A 16,313-nucleotide genomic window follows, 5' to 3' on the forward strand; every position below is an offset into this window, starting at 1 on the left:
GGAACGATAAACAGAGGTCCTTTCATGCCGCTTCTGAACCGCGCCAGCGAACTTCAGCCGGAGGTCGCTTCCTGGCGTCGCCATCTTCATGAGAACCCCGAGATTCTGTACGAAGTGCACAACACCGCCGCCTTCGTGGCGCAGAAGCTGAAGGAATTCGGTTGCGACGTCGTGGAGACCGGGATTGGTCGGACGGGCGTTGTCGGGATCATCAGGGGAAGTCGTGGCGACGGTCCGGTGATTGGCTTCCGCGCCGACATGGACGCGCTGCCGATCCATGAGCAGAGCGGTGTGGAATGGGCCTCGAAGACGCCTGGCAAGATGCATGCCTGCGGGCACGACGGACATACCTCAATGCTGTTGGGTGCGGCCAAGTACCTGGCGGAGACCCGCAACTTCCGTGGTTCGATCGCTGTAATCTTCCAGCCGGCCGAAGAAGGCGGCGGCGGAGCGCTCGCGATGATCAAGGACGGCATGATGGAAAAGTTCGGCATCAGCGAAGTCTACGGCATGCACAATCATCCGGGCATGGCGGTCGGCACCTTCGCGACCCGCAAGGGTTCGGTGATGGCGGCGGCCGACCAGTTCGACATCGTCATAAGGGGCCGCAGCGGTCACGCGGCCCAACCGCACAAGAGCATCGACCCGGTGCTGGCTGCAGCCCAGGTGGTTGTCGCGCTGCAATCGATCGCGGCGCGGGAAACCGATCCGTTGAGTTCGGTTGTCGTGACGGTCACGAAAATCCATGGCGGCGACGCGTACAACGTCATTCCCGATACGGTAACCCTCTCGGGAACCGTCCGGACCCTGATGCCGGAGCTTCGCGACATGGCCGAAAGCCGCATTCATGCGGTGGCCACAGGCGTGGCGACGGCCCTTGGGGCGTCGGCAGAGGTGAAATACGGCCGCGGCTATCCCGTCACCTTCAACCACGAGAACGAAACGGCCTTCGCGCTTGACGTCATGCGAAAGGTCGCGGGCGACAAGGCCGTCAGCGACGAGTTTCCCCCGGCCATGGGTGCCGAGGATTTTTCCTACATGCTGGAAAGCAGACCGGGCTCGTTCGTGTTCATCGGCAACGGCAACACGGCGAACCTGCACAATTCGAAGTACGACTTCAACGACGAAGCCATTCCTTATGGCATCAGTTACTGGGTCACGCTGGCGGAGACGGCACTCGCGGCCTGATGTCCGCGACGCCGCACAGGCTTCTTTGCAGAGGGGAACGAGATGGAGAATTCCACCGTCAGCAATCATGTGTCAGCAGTCTCCCGCCAGCCGGTGCTGCGGGTCGAGAACCTGACGACATCCTTCAACGTGGGCGGCGAGTGGCGTTCGGTCGTCAACAATGTCAGCTTCGAGATCGCTCCGCGGGAAACGGTCGCGATCGTCGGCGAGTCCGGATCGGGCAAGAGCGTGACCTCGCTCTCGATCATGCGGTTGCTTCCCAAATATGCGAGCCGGATCGAGGGCAAGGTCTGGCTCGGTGACCGCAACCTGCTCACCCTCGGTGACGAGGAGATGCGCCGCGTTCGCGGCAACGACATCTCGATGATCTTCCAGGAGCCGATGACCTCGCTCAATCCGATCTTTCCGATCGGAAAGCAGATCGCCGAAGCGATCACCTGCCATCGGGATATTTCGAAAGCCGAAGCCAAGGCCGAGGTCATCCGGCTGCTCGAAAAGGTTCGCATTCCGAACGCGAAAAACCGGTTCGACGAATATCCGCACCAGTTTTCGGGCGGTATGCGCCAGCGGGTGATGATCGCGATGGCGCTCGCTTCTAAGCCCAAGCTCCTGATCGCCGACGAGCCGACGACGGCGCTCGATGTGACCATTCAGGGCCAGATTCTCGACCTCATCAAGGTGCTGCAGGAAGAGGAGGGCATGGCGGTTCTCTTCATCACGCACGATATGGGCGTGGTGGCCGAGGTGTCGGATCGCACGATCGTGATGTTCCGGGGCGATGCGGTCGAGGCGGGTCCGACTGACGATATCTTTAACCGGGGAAAACATCCCTATACGCGGGCTCTGTTGTCCGCGGTTCCGCGCCTGGGGTCGATGTCGGGCCTTGAGCGTCCCCGCCTCTTTCCCGTCATCGACATTGCCACTGGCGAGACGACGCGTCCCGAAGAAGACGGTACCTTGCCCGCCGCCGGCGAACGGCCGGTACTGGAGGTGAAGAACCTGACGACGCGCTTCAACATCCATTCCGGCCTGCTGGGTCGCCAGAGCGGCGCCGTGCACGCGGTGGAGGATGTGTCCTTCGACCTGAAGCCCGGCGAAACGCTCTCTCTGGTGGGCGAATCCGGCTGCGGCAAGTCGACCACAGGGCGCTCGATCACACGGCTTGTCGAGCCGACCGCGGGAGAAATCTCGCTCGACGGCTACAATGTGAGAAGCCTCGACAGGTCTTCGTTGCGCAAGATGCGGCGCAGCATCCAGATGGTCTTCCAGGATCCGTTCGCCAGTCTCGATCCGCGCATGTCCGTCGGTTCGGCCGTGATGGAGCCTTATATCGAGCACGGACTCGGCACCAAGGCGCAGGCCAGGGAGAAGGCGGCCGACCTCTTGGAGCGCGTCGGGCTCAAGGCGGACATGATGCGCCGTTTTCCGCACGAGTTTTCGGGTGGCCAACGGCAGCGTATCGCGATCGCTCGGTCGCTGATGCTCGACCCTAAGGTGATCGTTGCCGACGAGGCGGTGTCCGCGCTTGACGTGTCGATCAAGGCGCAGGTGTGCAACCTGTTGCTCGACCTGCAGCAGAGCTTCAATCTGGCCTATCTGTTCATCAGTCACGATATGGCCGTGGTGGAGCGCGTCTCGCACCGCGTCGCCGTCATGTATCTCGGTGAGATCGTCGAGATCGGACCGCGCCAGGCCGTGTTCGACAATCCGCAGCATCCTTACACGAAAAAGCTCATGGCGGCGGTTCCCGTGCCCGATCCGGCGCGGCGCAACATCAAGCGGATGGTGTCGACCGACGAGATCAAGAGCCCCGTTCGGCCCGTTGGCTACACGCCGCCAAAGCGAACCTACCGCGAGGTATCGGACGGTCATCTCGTTCAGGTTTGAGGCTGGCGCTGCGCCCTGTCTTTTCCTCTCCGGCATGCTAGAACGTCAGAGCCTCTGCGCGGGTTCTCGCGGGATGTATGTCGTCCCGGTCGCCCTTGTCGCAGGGTGAAATCTGCCCTTTTCACGGGCTTTGTTCTGCCGCCATCGGTCTCATGCGGATGACCCGGGGGCAAGCCAGGAGTCGTTTCATGCGTGTTTCCCTTCTCCAGATGCAGCCTGTTTCAGGTGATGTCGCCGCCAATCTCGAAAAGATCGGCCGAGCCGCGAAGGCAGCGTCGGCGATGGGGGCGACGCTTCTGATAGCGCCGGAACTTGCGACCAGCGGCTACGCTCTTGGAAGACGGTTCGAAGCCGTGGCCGAGGGACGTGACGGGAAAACAGTCGAGACCCTGTCGCGCCTCGCCTCTGACACCGGAATCGCGATTTGCGTCGGCTTTCCGGAAAGCGATGGAGAGGTGGTCTATAATTCCTCGGTTCTGGTTCGCCCTGACGGCACCAGTGAGTTCTACCGCAAGGGCCATCTCTATGGACCGGCGGAGCGCGCCGCCTTCCGGCCTGGATCGGAGCAGCCGGTGGTGTTCGATTTACTCGGAATGAAGACGGCGATGATCATCTGCTACGATGTCGAATTTCCCGAATATGTCCGCACCGCCGCGCTCGCCGGTGCGGAACTGCTTCTCGTTCCGACCGCGCTGCCGGTTGGCGAGATCAGCCGCCGCATCGCGGATCAGGTCGTGCCGACACGGGCGCTCGAGAACGGTATCTTCATTCTCTACGCCGACCTTTGCGGCGCGGAAGGCGAGACCGGGTATTGCGGGCGCTCCGTCATCGTCGGTCCAGATGGCGACGAGATCGCACGAGCCGGTCTAGGCGAGACGTTGCTGGTCGCGGATATCGATCCGGCCGGCTACGACGAGTGCCGCCGCCAGAACCCCTATCTTGAGGAGCGCCGGACGGAACTCTATCGGCTCGGCTGAGTTGCTGGCGGGATCGTCGTCTTGCGAGCCGTTGGCGGTCTTCCTACATGCGGCTGGCATAAACTTACGAGGCTGCGATGATTTTTGATGCCGCCGGATTGGCACTGCGCAATCTCTTTGCGCCGGAAACACGGTCCGTCTTTTGGAAGGTGCTGGGGTTGACGGCGCTTGTGCTTGCCGGTCTGTGGCTTGCCTTCCGCGAAGCCTTCATTGCCTTCGTGGTGCCGTGGATTCAGGCCTTCTTTCCCGAGCTTCCCGAGTGGGCCGGCTGGCTTGCCTTCGTCTTCGGCATCTTCGCGAGCATCGGTCTCGCCCTGGCCCTGGCACTGCTGCTGTCGTCCGTCAGTGCGATCATCGCCGGTCTCTTCCTCGACGACGTCGCCGAGGTGATCGAGAAACGGGACTATCCGTCCGATCCTCCGGGCAAGGCCATGCCGATGGGCGAGGCGATCCTCGCCTCGCTGAAATTTTTCGGCGTCGTCATTCTCGGTAACCTCGTCGCGCTCTTCCTGCTTTTCGTGCCTGGCATCAACATCATCGCCTTCTTTCTGGTGAACGGTTATCTGCTCGGTCGCGAGTTCTTCGAATTCGCCGCGATGCGGTTCCGCTCGACGGAAGAGGCAAGGCGTTTCCGGGCTGAGAATTCCGGTACGGTCTTCGTTGGCGGACTGGTCATCGCGGGTTTCCTCGCGATCCCGATCCTCAACCTGCTGACGCCGCTCTTCGCAGCGAGCTTCATGGTGCATCTGCACAAGATGCTGTCGGCCCGGAAGCCGGTGCCCTCTGTCTGATCAGATCGGCAAGGCGGCCGCGTCGTACATTACCGCGAACTCGGCACTCGGCGGAATCGGCTTGATGACGTCGATGAGCACACCGTTCGGGTCGGTGGTGATGAAATGCCGTTGGCCGAAGTCCTCGTCCGTCAGGTCCTTGAGGATCGGCAGGCCAGCGCGCTTGCAGGCAAGATAGACTCCGTCCGGGTCTTCCACCTCGAAGTTCAGGATGAGGCCGGCCACGGAATTCCGGGCTTGTGGAGGCACGGTCTCGTGCGACGGATCGAGGATCGCGAGCGTGACCTTCTCATCCTCCGTCGATTGCAGATGGACATACCAGTCGCTTTCGAACAGGGGCTCGAACCCGAAGTGCCGGCGATAGAACTCCGTCGTCTCCGTGATCCTGGCGGTCATGATGACAGGATAGTAGCTGGTCGTTTTCATCGCTTTCCCTCCATCGCGATTTAACATACATTCTGCATGTATCTATTCCGGCAGTTAACATACATGCAGAATGTATGTAAAGAGGGTCGTATGGCGAGAAACACACGCGAGCGCATGGAACAGACGCGGCAGGCGCTGGTCGCGGCGGCGAGGGCACTGTTCGCCGAGAAGGGGTATGCCGATACCGCGACGCCAGATATCGTGGCGGCGGCCGGGGTGACGCGCGGGGCCCTCTATCATCATTTCGAGGACAAGAAGGCGCTGTTCCAGGCTGTCATCGAAGCCGAGGCGGAAGCCGTTGCAGCGGCCATCGAGGCGAAGTCGGCGCAGACCGCCACCGCGCGCGAAGCCCTGCTGCTTGGCGCCCAGGCCTATTTCGATGCCATGGGAGAACCGGGCCGCACGCGCCTGATGCTGCTTGAGGCGCCTGCGGTTCTGGGGATTGGAGCCGTGGCGAAGATCGACTCCGAGAAATCGGAGGCGCGACTGAAGGAGGGGCTCAAGGCCTACCTCGAGGAGGCCGGCGGTTCGCTGAAGGGGCTGGACGCGCTCACCGCGCTGCTGTCGTCCGCCTTCGACAGGGCGGCGCTAGAAATCCATGCCGGCGGGCGGCGGATCGAGTACGAGATTGCCATCCGAACCCTGGTCGACGGCCTGCCGACGACCCGGCCGTGACCACCGACGGCTAGTCGGCGGCGCCGATCATCTGCGGCGGCAGTTCGACGAGCGGGGCTGGCACGTCGCAGGACTTTTCCGGCGACTTGCAGATATCGGCGATGACGCAGCGTTCGCATTCGGGACGCCGCGCCTTGCAACAGTAGCGCCCGTGCAGGATTAGCCAGTGATGGGCGTGGTAGAGGTAGTGCTTCGGGATGACCTTCTCGAGCTTCTCCTCCACCTCGTCCGGCGTCTTTCCCGGTGCGAGTCGGATGCGGTTTCCGATGCGGAAGATGTGAGTGTCAACGGCGATGGTCGGGATGCCGAAGGCCATGGACATGACGACGTTGGCGGTCTTGCGGCCGACGCCGGGGAGGCGCACGAGTTCCTCGCGGGTCTTCGGCACCTCACCGCCGAAGTCGTCGACCAGCATCTGGCTGAGGGCGATGACGTTCTTCGCCTTGTTGCGGTAGAGGCCGATAGTCTTGATGTAGTCGCGGACCTTCCCCTCACCGAGTTCAAGCATCTTTTGCGGCGTGTCTGCCACCTTGAACAGCGCCCGCGTCGCCTTATTTACGCCCGCGTCTGTGGCTTGCGCGGAGAGCGCTACCGCCACAACCAGGGTGAACGGGTTCACATGTTCCAGTTCGCCCTTCGGTTCCGGTCTCTGGATCGAGAAGCGGCGGAATATCTCTTCCAGCTCCGCCTTCGTATAGGCGGACCGGAACGCGGGCTTTCGGCGCGCCGGGGCCGGAATTGACTTTTTCAAGTTTTGGGTGCTGGATTTCGGCTTGGGACTCGTCATCCTCGATCTATAGATTGGAAAAATGAGCGAAGGCAATCTCGTCAGGGCGGATGAAAAGCCGATCTTCCTCGCGGAACTCGTGCCATACCGTTCCCTGGGCCGCAAAGGCTTCCGTATCCTGATCCTGCTGACAGGCGCGCTCTGCGCCGTGCAGGGCGGATTTTTCCTTGCGACAGGCGCCTGGCCGATCGGGCTGTTCTTCGGCCTCGATTTCATCCTGCTCTACGGTGCCTTCTGGCTGAACTACCGTGCCGCACGGGCGCGCGAAGAGGTGGAGGTGTCGCGCACCAATCTCTCCATTCGCAAATTCTCGCCCTCGGGTCGCATGACCGAGCATCGCTTCAATCCGTTCTGGGCGCGTTTCTTCGTCAAGCGACACAGCGAGATCGGCATCGTATCGATGGCGGTGTCGGGCGAGGGACGGCGGACAGATATCGGCTCGTTTCTCAATCCTGACGATCGCGAGAGCTTTGCCCGGGCGTTCAAGGGTGCGCTGGCGACGGTGAAGCGCCGGATCTAGTTCGGCAGGGCTTTTCTCTAGATATGCAAGAATCGGGTGGTTTCCGCCCGTCGGGCATGGTGAAATCCGCGTCATCAAAAGGACTTTGCCATGACGCTCGCACAGCATATCGATCTTTCGACGACCATCGACATCACGCCTGAAGGTTCGGACTACGACACCGTGCGGCAAGTCATCGAGATGCTGACGCTCGATTACCGGGAGCAGCCGTCGCTGGAGACGATCGCAGCCCGGCTCGGGCAGTCGCCGACGCAGTTGCAAAAGGTCTTTACCCGGTGGGCAGGTCTGTCGCCCAAGGCCTTTCTGCAGGCCGTGACGCTCGACCACGCAAAGCGATTGTTGGGAGCGGAGGGCATGCCCTTGCTTGAGGCGTCCCTGGAACTGGGTTTGTCCGGTCCCGGCCGATTGCACGACCTTTTCGTCACGCACGAGGCGATGAGCCCCGGTGAGTGGAAAGCCAAGGGAGAGGGGCTAACGATTCGCTACGGATTCCATCCGTCGCCCTTCGGTATCGCGCTTGTCATGGTGACCGATCGCGGGCTGGCCGGGCTCGCGTTCGCGGATTCGGGAAGGGAGCCCGAGGCTCTTGCCGACATGACCTCCCGTTGGCCCGCTGCCACCTATGTCGCCGACCAGGGGGGCACCGCGCCCTACGCCACGCGTATTTTCGATCCATCGCAATGGTCGTGCGACCAGCCCCTGCGGGTAGTCATGATCGGTACTGATTTTCAGCTTCGGGTTTGGGAGCAGTTGCTGCGCATCCCGCTCGGCAAGGCCGTCACCTATTCCGACATCGCCATGAGGATCGGTCAGCCGACGGCCAGCCGGGCCGTGGGAGCCGCCGTCGGCCGGAACCCCGTGTCCTTCGTCGTGCCATGCCACCGCGCCGTCGGCAAGAGCGGCGCGCTGACTGGCTATCACTGGGGGCTGACGCGCAAGCGGGCGATGTTGGGCTGGGAGGCCGGGCAGGGGTGAGGTGCGTGCATTGGCAGTTTATGCCATTGCTGTTACCATGCAGCTCTCAGGAGGCAGCTGCCATGCCAACGCGCAACGTCGTTCTCACCGATCATCATCAAGAGGTCATCGACCGGCTGGTAAAGTCTGGCCGATACCAAAACGCCAGCGAGGTGCTGCGCGAGGGTTTGCGGCTGATAGAGCAGCGGGACACACTGGAGGCCGCCAAAATGAACGCCTTGCGCGAAGCAGCGCAGGCGGGGTTCGCCGAACTTGAGCAGAGCCGCTATGTCGATGTGAAGAATGACGAGTTGGAGGATTTTGTCGCCAGTCTTGGCCGCGAAGCCGCAAAGAAGAGCGGTCCTTCAGAGGGTTAGTTGCAATGGGCGATATCCGGATTTCGCTCCTCGCCCGCGCCGATATCGTCGATATTCTCATCTACACGCATGAAACCTTCGGACCGCAGGCGCGTCTGCGCTACGAGCAATTGATCGCGGCAGTCTCGCCCGGCCGGAGCTAGGGGAGACGATCCGCAGTTACCATCTGCGCTTCAGTCGCGACCGTACTGGTGGTTCGAGCCTAGTCCGTCGCCCAAGGCATATCGTCCTTTACCGGATCATCAGACCCGGTCTGGTTGGCGTCGGCCGATTGTTGCACGATGCCATGGACTTTGAGCGTCATCTGCCGGCCGACTTCGGAACACCTTGATCACTCTGTCGACTCGACCAGCCTCAACAACTCCCTCGCCGCCGCCTCGTCGGTGATCAGGGTATTGCAGCCGATGCGTTTCATCGTGGCGTGGATCGGGATGGCGCGGTGGGCGCCGCCGGAGGCGATGACGATGTGGCGGGCTTTCCTCAGCGTATCGAGGTCCACTGACATCACCCGCTCGTTGATTTCATGATCGACCGCGCGGCCTTCGGCGTCGAGGAAATTGAACATCGTGTCGCAGACGCAGCCGGCGGCAATCAGTTCCTTCAGCGTCCTGTTGCTGATGAAGCCTTCCGACAGCGATGTGGAATGTGGGCCGATATCGCCGCAGGAAACGATCGCGAGATCGAGCTCTTCGGCCAGATCGTAGATGGTCTTCAGGCCGCACTGGTCGATGAGGGCGCGCTTGGTGGCGACGCTGTCGACCAGAAGCGGGGCGAGGAACATGTAGCATTCGGCGCCGAGCTGGCTTGCAAGCCGCCAGGTGTAGTCGATCGGGTTCGTCTGGTGCACGGCGACGATGCCGCCCAGCAGCGAGACAACCTTGCAGTTTTCCCGGCGCGGCGGGCGGAAGCCGGACAGCGAGGCTGTCATCGTGCGACCCCAGCCGACGCCGATCGTCATGTCGTCGCTGACGACTTCGGTGAGGAACTGGCCGAGCGCCAAACCGACAGCTTTGGCCAGCGCGGCCGCATCCTGCTTTTCAGGCGTGGGCACGACGACGGCCTCGTCGAGGCTGAAAGCCTTCTCCAGCTTCAGCGACAGCTCGACGCAGTCACCGATATCGTCGCTGATCCAGATCTGCACCTCGGCCCGCTTCAGCGCCTCGTCGAGCATGCGGATGACGGTGGAGCGGCTGATCCCCAGCCGGTCGGCGACGTCCTTCTGGGTCATGCCCTCGTTGTAATAGAGCCACGCCGCCCGCAGCCTCAGCGAGGACGCCTCGGTATAGGTGGTGTTGGTATCGCGCCGAAGTTTGGCCAAGGAGGTTCCGTACAGTGAATCCACATCAGCTGGAACTATCGACCGACTTGAAACTTATGTCAAATGATGCAGACAAATGTCTTGACTTCGTCCAAGGGTGATGGCGATAGTCGGGGCAATTCAGGCGTGGGGATGATCCCCGTGCCTGCTGGTCACAGACGTCACCCGAAGGATCCTCCCAATGACCTCCAAACTCGAACAGCTTCGCGCCATGACGACTGTTGTCGCCGACACGGGCGACATCGAAGCCGTCCGCCGCCTCAAGCCCGTCGACTGCACGACCAACCCCTCGATCGTTCTCAAGGCGCTCGGCACCGACGCTTTCGCCGATGCCTTCAAAGAAGCAATCGCCTGGGGCAAGGCCAAGGGTGGCGACCAAGAGGCCGTTATCGGCGCCATCGCCGACCGTCTGGCGATTTCTGTCGGTGCGGCACTTGCTGAATTGGTCCCCGGACGAGTCTCGACCGAAGTGGACGCCGACCTGTCCTTCGACACCAAGGCGTCGATCGCGAAGGCTCACGGGATCATCGCCGGCTACAAGGAGCGCGGCATCGAACGCGAGCGCATCCTGATCAAGCTCGCCTCCACATGGGAAGGCATTCGCGCGGCAGAAGTGCTGCAGAGCGAAGGCATCGACTGCAACCTGACGCTTCTCTTCTCCAAGGCCCAGGCGATCGCCTGCGCCGAAGCCAAGGTGTTCCTGATCTCGCCCTTCGTCGGGCGTATTCTCGACTGGTACAAGAAGTCGACCGGTGAGAATTATACGTCGGAGACCGATCCGGGCGTGCTTTCGGTCCGCTCGATCTACAATTACTACAAGGCCAATGGCATCGAGACGATCGTCATGGGCGCTTCCTTTCGCAATGCCGGAGAGATCGAGGCACTGGCCGGCTGCGACCGCCTGACGATTGCGCCGAACCTGCTCGACGAACTGAATGCCGCCGAAGGCAACCTGCCGCGAGTCTTGTCGCCGGAAAAGGCATCCGCCGAGCCGCTGGTTTCTCTTGACGAAAAGACGTTCCGCTGGGCGATGAACCAGGACGCCATGGCGACTGAAAAGCTCGCAGAGGGTATCCGGGGCTTTGCCAAGGACATGGATACGCTGCGTGGCCAGATCGCCAAGGCGTTGGCCGCCTGATCTTTCCGAACCTTTAGTCGATGCGGCGTCTCACCCCGGTGAGGCGTCGTTTCCTTCTGAGCCGGTTACCAGTCCAGCACGACGTCATCCGGTACGAAGTACGTCTCGTAGCCGCCGACCGTGACGACGGCGTCGCCGCCCTGTTTGCGCGAGCGGACTTCCGTGCCGTCGGTGCTCTGGAAGCGGCCGGCGCGGTATTGCAGCTGACGGGTGAAGCCCTGCGGCGTCCGGATGTCGATGAGCGCTGTCGTGCCCTGTCGCTGCAGGCCGAAGCGGCAGCGGAAGAGGCGCGGGTCGGGGTCGAAACGGCAGTTGACGTTGCCGACCTGATCATATCGTCCCGGCATCACCGGCGGCTGATAGGGTTCCGGATAGCGGCCATCGTCCGGTATCGGATAGGCGCCGCCCGGACCCGGATCGACGTACTCGTCCGAGACATAGCGGCCATTGACCCATCCGCTGATGCGCGGGCGGTCATAGGTGGAGACGCGGCACCAGTAGCCGCCGTCGCGTTCGCGGCAGCCGAGATTGCGGACCGGCGCGCCTTCTTCCAGCACGCCGATGACACGGAACGTGTTTCCGGGTCCGGACCAGATATTGAGCGTCTGTCCGGGCGGAAGGCCGAGGATATGCCAGATCGCGGCGTCGTCGGTCGAGTTGCCGTAGATATCGGGTGCCGGCACCACATAAGGCTCTTGCGCGTGTGTCATTGGCGCGGCGAGGGCGGTCGTCACTAGCATCAGCGTGGCGAGAAGGCGCATGGAAAACTCCGTTGATCGGACGGAGCATAAACGATCCGTCCGAGGGGCTCACGGATTATCGACCGCAAAGGTAAATGCGATGCTGAGGCGCGCCGGGCAAAACGAAGAAAGGCCCCGGAGGGCCTTTCATGAACTATGCTGATGATCTCAGTGCGCGATCATCACGTGGCGGACGGCTGTGTAGTCTTCCAGCGCGTAGACTGACATATCCTTGCCGTAGCCGGATTGCTTCATGCCGCCGTGGGGCATCTCGTTGCAGAGCATGAAGTGGGTGTTGATCCAGGTGCAGCCGTAGCGGAGCTTCGCGGCCGTCTGCATGGCGCGGGAGATGTCCTTGGTCCAGACGGAGGAAGCCAGCCCGTAGTCGCTGTCGTTGGCCCAGGTGACGGCCTGGTCGACATCGGAGAACCGGGTGACGGAGACGACCGGGCCGAAGACCTCGCGCCGGACGATCTCGTCGTCCTGCGTTGCGCCGGCGATTACGGTCGGGGCGTAGAAGAAGCCCTTGTCCGATCCCAGCTTGCCGCCGGCGACGACCTGCATGTGCTTGTGCTCGGCAGCGCGGGTGACGAAGCTTTCGACCCGGTCGCGCTGGCGCTTGGAAATCAGCGGACCGATCTCGTTTTCGGTATCGTCCGCCTGGTTGTACTTCAGCGTTGAGACGGCGGAGGCGAGGTCTGCGACGAACCGCTCGTAGACCTTGTCGGCGGCGTAGATGCGGCAGGCGGCGGTGCAGTCCTGGCCGGCATTGTAGTAGCCGAAGGTGCGGATGGCCGAGACGACGGCGTCGATATCGGCATCGTCATAAATGATCACTGGCGCCTTGCCGCCAAGCTCCAGATGGGTGCGCTTGACCGTCTTCGAGGCGGCGGCGAGCACCTTCTTGCCGGTGGCAATGTCGCCGGTGATCGAGACCATCGAGATCTTCGGATGGTTGATGATGGCATTACCGACGCTTTCGCCGCGGCCCAGCACGACGTTGACGACACCTTCCGGCAGGATGTCGGCCATCAGCTTCGCCATCTTCAGGGCGGTAAGCGGCGTCTGCTCGGAGGGCTTGAAGACAACGGTGTTGCCGGCGGCGATGGCGGGGGCGAGCTTCCAGGCCATCATCATCAGCGGATAGTTCCAGGGAGCGATCGAACCGATGACACCCACGGGATCGCGACGGACCATCGACGTGAAGCCCGGCAGATATTCGGCGGCGACCGGTGCATGCAGCGTGCGGATGGCGCCGGCGAAGAAGCGGTAGCAATCGACGATCGCCGGAATTTCATCATTGCGGACGGCGTTGATCGGCTTGCCGCAGTTGAGCGCTTCCAGTGCGGCAAAGGCATCGGCATCCTTTTCGATCGCATCGGCGATCTGCAGGAGGTAGCCCGAGCGCTGGCCGGGCGTGGTGGCCGACCAGCTGTCGAAGGCCTTTTCGGCGGCATCGGCGGCGGCGTCGATCTGCGACAGCGAGGCCTCCGGCAGATCGAGAATGGTCTCGCCGGTCTTCGGGTTCAGGATTTTCTCTTCCGTTTCGGTGCCGGCGACGAATTGCGAGCCGATCAGCATCTGGGTGTCCATAGTCGTTCTCCCTCGGTTTGCGTCTTGTTCGGCCGGGGGCAGAGGCCACCCCCGGTATTGTCTCACTTGCCGCTGCCCGCGATCTGGTCGGTATCGCGGGTCAGGTAATATGCCCCCAGGATCGGCAGGAACGTCACGATGACGACAACCATCGCCACCACATTGGTGACTGGTCGCTGGCGGGGGCGGATCAGTTCTTCCAGCATCCAGATCGGCAGGGTCGATTGCTGGCCGGCTGTAAACGTGGTGACGATGACCTCGTCGAAGGAGAGCGCGAAGGCGAGCATGCCGCCGGCCAGCAGCGCTGTCGCAATGTTCGGCAGGATCACATGGCGGAAGGTCTGGAAACCGTCTGCGCCGAGATCCATGGAGGCCTCGATCAACGAGCCTGAGGTGCGGCGGAAGCGGGCCACCGCGTTGTTGTAGACGACGACAACGCAGAAGGTGGCGTGGCCGAGAATGATCGTCCAGAAAGAGAAAGGAATATCCGCCAGCGAAAAGGCCGAGCGCAGCGCGATGCCGGTGATGATGCCGGGCAGCGCGATCGGCAGGATGACCAGCAGCGAAATCACTTCCCGGCCGAAAAATTTCGTCCGGGCGACGGCCGCCGCTGCGAGGGTGCCGAGCACCAGCGCAATCACGGTGGCGATGCTGGCGACCTTCACCGACAACGTCAGCGCTTCCCAGATGTCCGGTCGGTTCCAGGCCACGGCAAACCATTTGGTGGTGAAGCCCGGTGGCGGCCACTGGAAGCTCTTTTCCTCCGTCGTGAAGGCATAGACGAAGATCAGGAGGATCGGCAGATGCAGGAAGGCGAGGCCGGCGCCTGCGGCAATCTTCAGGGACAGGCCTGCGGATTGGGAGCGGTCAGAGCGCATCGAAGGCCCCCATGCGTTTGGCGATGGTGAGATAGATGCCCATGATGACGATCGGCACGACCGAGAAGGCGGCAGCGAGCGGGATATTGCCGGCGGTGCCCTGCTGGGCATAGACGGCCTGGCCGATGAAGAGGCGCGACGTGCCGACGATCTGCGGGATGATGTAATCGCCCATGGTCAGCGAGAAGGTGAAGATCGAGCCGGCGACGATGCCGGGGAGCGCCAAGGGAAAGAGCACGTGGCGGAAGGTCTGGCGGCTATCCGCGCCAAGATCGCCCGAAGCTTCGATCAGGTTGCCGGGCACGCGCTCGAGTGCTGCCTGGATCGGCAGGATCATAAAGGGCAGCCAGACATAGACGAAGACGATGAAGGTGCCGATGTAGCTGATCGACAGCGAATTGCCGCCGATGACCGGAATGGCGAGAATGCCGTCGAGCAGCCAGGTCAGATGCAGCTTGGCGAAGAGCCAGGTGAGGATGCCTTCCTTGGCGAGGATCAGCTTCCAGGCATAGACCTTGACGAGGTAGCTCGACCAGAGCGGCAGCATGATGCCGAGATAGAAGACGGCTTTCCAACGGCCCTTGGCGTAGCGCGCGGCATAGTAGGCGATCGGAAAGGCGATGATGGCAGAGGCGAGCGTGACGGCGGCGGACATCAGCAGCGTGCGCAGGATGATGTCGAAATTGGCCGGGCGCAGCAGTTCGGCGTAGGTGGCGAGGGTGAACTCGTAGTTGATCAGGCCGGAGAATTCATCGATCGAGAAAAAGCTCTGCAGGAGAAGTGCCACCAGCGAGCCGACATAGATGATGCCGAGCCAGAGCAGAGGCGGCACCAGCATCAGGACCAGCAACACGTTGGGGCGCCGCCAGAACAGATCCGAGAGCCGCCCCATCGGACCCTGCCGGCCAGACGTGATGGCGCGTGCGGAGATCGCCGTCATGCGGCCTCCTCCATGTAATGCGGGTCGGCGGGCGACCAGCCGATACGGATGCTCTCTCCGGCTTGCGGTGCCGGCTGGCCGGCGGGCAGAGAGATGGTAAGGGCGGTCGCAGCAGTCCTTACAAAGAGCTTGGTCGAGGCGCCGAGAAAGCTGGTGGAAATCACGGAAGCTTCAATGCCGCCTTCCGGGACGACGCGGATCGCCTCGGGACGCAGGCTCGTCCAGCGGGCTTCGCCACCGAGCGCCTTCATCGCGTCTGGAGCGATCACGTTGGAGGAACCCACGAAATCGGCGACGAAGCGGGTGCGGGGGCGGTTGTAGATCTCGTGCGGTGTGCCCGCCTGGACGATCCTGCCCTCGTTGAAAACGGCGACACGGTCGGCCATGGAGAGCGCCTCTCCCTGGTCATGGGTGACGAAGACGAAGGTGATGCCGAGCGAGCGCTGGAGGCTCTTCAGTTCCTCCTGCATCTGTTCGCGCAGTTTGAGGTCGAGTGCGCCGAGCGGCTCGTCCAGCAGAAGAACCTTGGGCTTGTTGACCAGGGCGCGGGCGAGGGCCACGCGCTGTCGCTGCCCACCGGAAAGCTGGCCGGGCTTGCGGGCTCCGTAGCCGGGGAGCTTGACCATCTCCAGCACCTGTTCGGCCTCGCGGTGGCGCTCGGCCCTGGCGACGCCCTTGACCATCAGTCCATAGGCGACGTTGTCGAGGATGTTGAGATGGGGGAAGAGGGCGTAGTCCTGGAAGACCGTGTTGACGTTGCGGCGATAGGGCGGCACGCCCTCGGCGGTTTCGCCGAAGATCTCGATATGGCCAGACGTCGGCTGCTCGAACCCGGCGATCAGGCGCAGGCAGGTCGTCTTGCCGGAGCCGGACGGGCCGAGCATGGCGAAGAATTCGCCGGGCTCTACGGTCAGGTCGACGCTGTCGACGGCTTTCACGCTGCCGAAATGGCGCGAGACCTTCGAGAAGGAGACGGCTGCGGTCATGGGGACTCCGGTTTCATCTCTCCCCTTGCGGGAGAGAATGCGATTTCAGCAGCTTAGCGTTAGCTAAGTGCTAGAAATCGCAAGAGAGGGGGCGTGGGTTTCTGCCCCTCTCTTGCAAAATCTAACGCTTAGCCTCGC

The 16,313-nt window shown here is 62.4% G+C and carries 18 protein-coding genes; 10 read left to right on the forward strand and 8 right to left on the reverse strand.

The features are described from left to right. Nucleotides 1-24: 24 nt before the first annotated feature. From J5J10_RS20310 to J5J10_RS20325, 4 genes are all read left to right on the forward strand, one after another. Nucleotides 25-1,188, forward strand: coding sequence for a M20 aminoacylase family protein (locus J5J10_RS20310; RefSeq protein WP_211931497.1), 1,164 nt, complete (start codon nucleotides 25-27; stop codon nucleotides 1,186-1,188). Nucleotides 1,189-1,230: 42 nt separating this feature from the next. Beyond that, the gene (locus J5J10_RS20315; RefSeq protein WP_211931498.1) at nucleotides 1,231-3,075 is read left to right on the forward strand and encodes an ABC transporter ATP-binding protein; all 1,845 of its coding nucleotides are present in this window, start codon (nucleotides 1,231-1,233) and stop codon (nucleotides 3,073-3,075) included. A gap of 188 nt (nucleotides 3,076-3,263) precedes the next feature. Further along, nucleotides 3,264-4,052, forward strand: a complete 789-nt coding sequence (locus tag J5J10_RS20320; protein ID WP_211931499.1) for a carbon-nitrogen hydrolase family protein — start codon at nucleotides 3,264-3,266, stop codon at nucleotides 4,050-4,052. A 77-nt stretch (nucleotides 4,053-4,129) separates the two neighbouring features. Continuing rightward, complete coding sequence (locus J5J10_RS20325; RefSeq protein WP_211931500.1) at nucleotides 4,130-4,843, forward strand: sulfate transporter family protein; 714 nt, start codon at nucleotides 4,130-4,132, stop codon at nucleotides 4,841-4,843. Here the strand turns inward: J5J10_RS20325 and J5J10_RS20330 are convergent, their stop codons facing one another. Continuing rightward, nucleotides 4,844-5,269, reverse strand: coding sequence for a VOC family protein (locus J5J10_RS20330; RefSeq protein WP_211931501.1), 426 nt, complete (start codon nucleotides 5,267-5,269; stop codon nucleotides 4,844-4,846). Between the two features lie 90 nt (nucleotides 5,270-5,359). Between J5J10_RS20330 and J5J10_RS20335 the strand changes: the two genes are divergently transcribed. After that, a complete protein-coding gene (locus tag J5J10_RS20335; RefSeq protein WP_211931502.1) occupies nucleotides 5,360-5,944 on the forward strand; it encodes a TetR/AcrR family transcriptional regulator in 585 nt (194 codons plus the stop codon). Between the two features lie 10 nt (nucleotides 5,945-5,954). On the opposite strand, the gene nth is transcribed toward J5J10_RS20335, so the two are convergent. Further along, complete coding sequence (gene nth, locus J5J10_RS20340; RefSeq protein ID WP_211931503.1) at nucleotides 5,955-6,731, reverse strand: endonuclease III; 777 nt, start codon at nucleotides 6,729-6,731, stop codon at nucleotides 5,955-5,957. Between the two features lie 22 nt (nucleotides 6,732-6,753). On the opposite strand from nth, the gene J5J10_RS20345 reads away from it, so the two are divergent. The 4 genes from J5J10_RS20345 (at nucleotide 6,754) to J5J10_RS22570 (ending at nucleotide 8,725) form a co-directional block, all read left to right on the forward strand. Beyond that, nucleotides 6,754-7,251: a DUF2244 domain-containing protein gene (locus J5J10_RS20345; RefSeq protein ID WP_211931504.1), complete on the forward strand. Its 498-nt coding sequence runs from the start codon at nucleotides 6,754-6,756 to the stop codon at nucleotides 7,249-7,251. 90 nt (nucleotides 7,252-7,341) lie between these two features. Next, entirely contained in the window at nucleotides 7,342-8,226 is an 885-nt protein-coding gene (locus J5J10_RS20350) for a bifunctional helix-turn-helix domain-containing protein/methylated-DNA--[protein]-cysteine S-methyltransferase (protein ID WP_211931505.1), read from the forward strand. 62 nt (nucleotides 8,227-8,288) lie between these two features. Continuing rightward, on the forward strand, nucleotides 8,289-8,582 hold the full coding sequence (locus J5J10_RS20355) for a type II toxin-antitoxin system ParD family antitoxin (protein ID WP_211931506.1): 294 nt from the start codon (nucleotides 8,289-8,291) through the stop codon (nucleotides 8,580-8,582). 5 nt (nucleotides 8,583-8,587) lie between these two features. After that, on the forward strand, nucleotides 8,588-8,725 hold the full coding sequence (locus J5J10_RS22570) for a hypothetical protein (RefSeq protein WP_249116975.1): 138 nt from the start codon (nucleotides 8,588-8,590) through the stop codon (nucleotides 8,723-8,725). 188 nt (nucleotides 8,726-8,913) lie between these two features. Here the strand turns inward: J5J10_RS22570 and J5J10_RS20365 are convergent, their stop codons facing one another. Next, entirely contained in the window at nucleotides 8,914-9,900 is a 987-nt protein-coding gene (locus J5J10_RS20365; RefSeq protein ID WP_211931507.1) for a sugar-binding transcriptional regulator, read from the reverse strand. A gap of 181 nt (nucleotides 9,901-10,081) precedes the next feature. Here J5J10_RS20365 and tal point away from each other — a divergent pair, with 181 nt between their 5' ends. Further along, nucleotides 10,082-11,038 (forward strand): transaldolase, encoded by a 957-nt coding sequence (gene tal, locus J5J10_RS20370; RefSeq protein WP_211931508.1) that lies wholly within the window; start codon nucleotides 10,082-10,084, stop codon nucleotides 11,036-11,038. Between the two features lie 65 nt (nucleotides 11,039-11,103). On the opposite strand, the gene J5J10_RS20375 is transcribed toward tal, so the two are convergent. The 5 genes from J5J10_RS20375 to J5J10_RS20395 form a co-directional block, all read right to left on the reverse strand. Beyond that, nucleotides 11,104-11,799, reverse strand: a complete 696-nt coding sequence (locus J5J10_RS20375; RefSeq protein WP_211931509.1) for an SH3 domain-containing protein — start codon at nucleotides 11,797-11,799, stop codon at nucleotides 11,104-11,106. Nucleotides 11,800-11,946: 147 nt separating this feature from the next. Further along, on the reverse strand, nucleotides 11,947-13,371 hold the full coding sequence (locus tag J5J10_RS20380) for a gamma-aminobutyraldehyde dehydrogenase (protein ID WP_211931510.1): 1,425 nt from the start codon (nucleotides 13,369-13,371) through the stop codon (nucleotides 11,947-11,949). A gap of 62 nt (nucleotides 13,372-13,433) precedes the next feature. Beyond that, on the reverse strand, nucleotides 13,434-14,249 hold the full coding sequence (locus tag J5J10_RS20385; protein ID WP_211931511.1) for an ABC transporter permease: 816 nt from the start codon (nucleotides 14,247-14,249) through the stop codon (nucleotides 13,434-13,436). Next, on the reverse strand, nucleotides 14,239-15,189 hold the full coding sequence (locus J5J10_RS20390; RefSeq protein ID WP_211931512.1) for an ABC transporter permease: 951 nt from the start codon (nucleotides 15,187-15,189) through the stop codon (nucleotides 14,239-14,241). Before J5J10_RS20390 ends, J5J10_RS20385 begins: the two co-directional genes overlap by 11 nt. Further along, nucleotides 15,186-16,175, reverse strand: coding sequence for an ABC transporter ATP-binding protein (locus J5J10_RS20395; RefSeq protein ID WP_211931513.1), 990 nt, complete (start codon nucleotides 16,173-16,175; stop codon nucleotides 15,186-15,188). The genes J5J10_RS20390 and J5J10_RS20395 overlap by 4 nt, the downstream gene beginning before the upstream one ends. Between the last annotated feature and the right edge of the window lie 138 nt (nucleotides 16,176-16,313).

The organism is Ciceribacter sp. L1K23 (assembly GCF_018122705.1).
Taxonomy (GTDB): Bacteria; Pseudomonadota; Alphaproteobacteria; order Rhizobiales; family Rhizobiaceae; genus Allorhizobium.

Coding starts and splice junctions, on each gene's coding strand:
- J5J10_RS20310 (WP_211931497.1), top strand. CDS start 25: ATGCCGCTTCTGAACCGCGCCAGCGAACTTCAGCCGGAGGTCGCTTCC.
- J5J10_RS20315 (WP_211931498.1), top strand. CDS start 1,231: ATGGAGAATTCCACCGTCAGCAATCATGTGTCAGCAGTCTCCCGCCAG.
- J5J10_RS20320 (WP_211931499.1), top strand. CDS start 3,264: ATGCGTGTTTCCCTTCTCCAGATGCAGCCTGTTTCAGGTGATGTCGCC.
- J5J10_RS20325 (WP_211931500.1), top strand. CDS start 4,130: ATGATTTTTGATGCCGCCGGATTGGCACTGCGCAATCTCTTTGCGCCG.
- J5J10_RS20330 (WP_211931501.1), bottom strand. CDS start 5,269: ATGAAAACGACCAGCTACTATCCTGTCATCATGACCGCCAGGATCACG.
- J5J10_RS20335 (WP_211931502.1), top strand. CDS start 5,360: ATGGCGAGAAACACACGCGAGCGCATGGAACAGACGCGGCAGGCGCTG.
- nth (WP_211931503.1), bottom strand. CDS start 6,731: ATGACGAGTCCCAAGCCGAAATCCAGCACCCAAAACTTGAAAAAGTCA.
- J5J10_RS20345 (WP_211931504.1), top strand. CDS start 6,754: ATGAGCGAAGGCAATCTCGTCAGGGCGGATGAAAAGCCGATCTTCCTC.
- J5J10_RS20350 (WP_211931505.1), top strand. CDS start 7,342: ATGACGCTCGCACAGCATATCGATCTTTCGACGACCATCGACATCACG.
- J5J10_RS20355 (WP_211931506.1), top strand. CDS start 8,289: ATGCCAACGCGCAACGTCGTTCTCACCGATCATCATCAAGAGGTCATC.
- J5J10_RS22570 (WP_249116975.1), top strand. CDS start 8,588: ATGGGCGATATCCGGATTTCGCTCCTCGCCCGCGCCGATATCGTCGAT.
- tal (WP_211931508.1), top strand. CDS start 10,082: ATGACCTCCAAACTCGAACAGCTTCGCGCCATGACGACTGTTGTCGCC.
- J5J10_RS20375 (WP_211931509.1), bottom strand. CDS start 11,799: ATGCGCCTTCTCGCCACGCTGATGCTAGTGACGACCGCCCTCGCCGCG.
- J5J10_RS20380 (WP_211931510.1), bottom strand. CDS start 13,371: ATGGACACCCAGATGCTGATCGGCTCGCAATTCGTCGCCGGCACCGAA.
- J5J10_RS20385 (WP_211931511.1), bottom strand. CDS start 14,249: ATGCGCTCTGACCGCTCCCAATCCGCAGGCCTGTCCCTGAAGATTGCC.
- J5J10_RS20390 (WP_211931512.1), bottom strand. CDS start 15,189: ATGACGGCGATCTCCGCACGCGCCATCACGTCTGGCCGGCAGGGTCCG.
- J5J10_RS20395 (WP_211931513.1), bottom strand. CDS start 16,175: ATGACCGCAGCCGTCTCCTTCTCGAAGGTCTCGCGCCATTTCGGCAGC.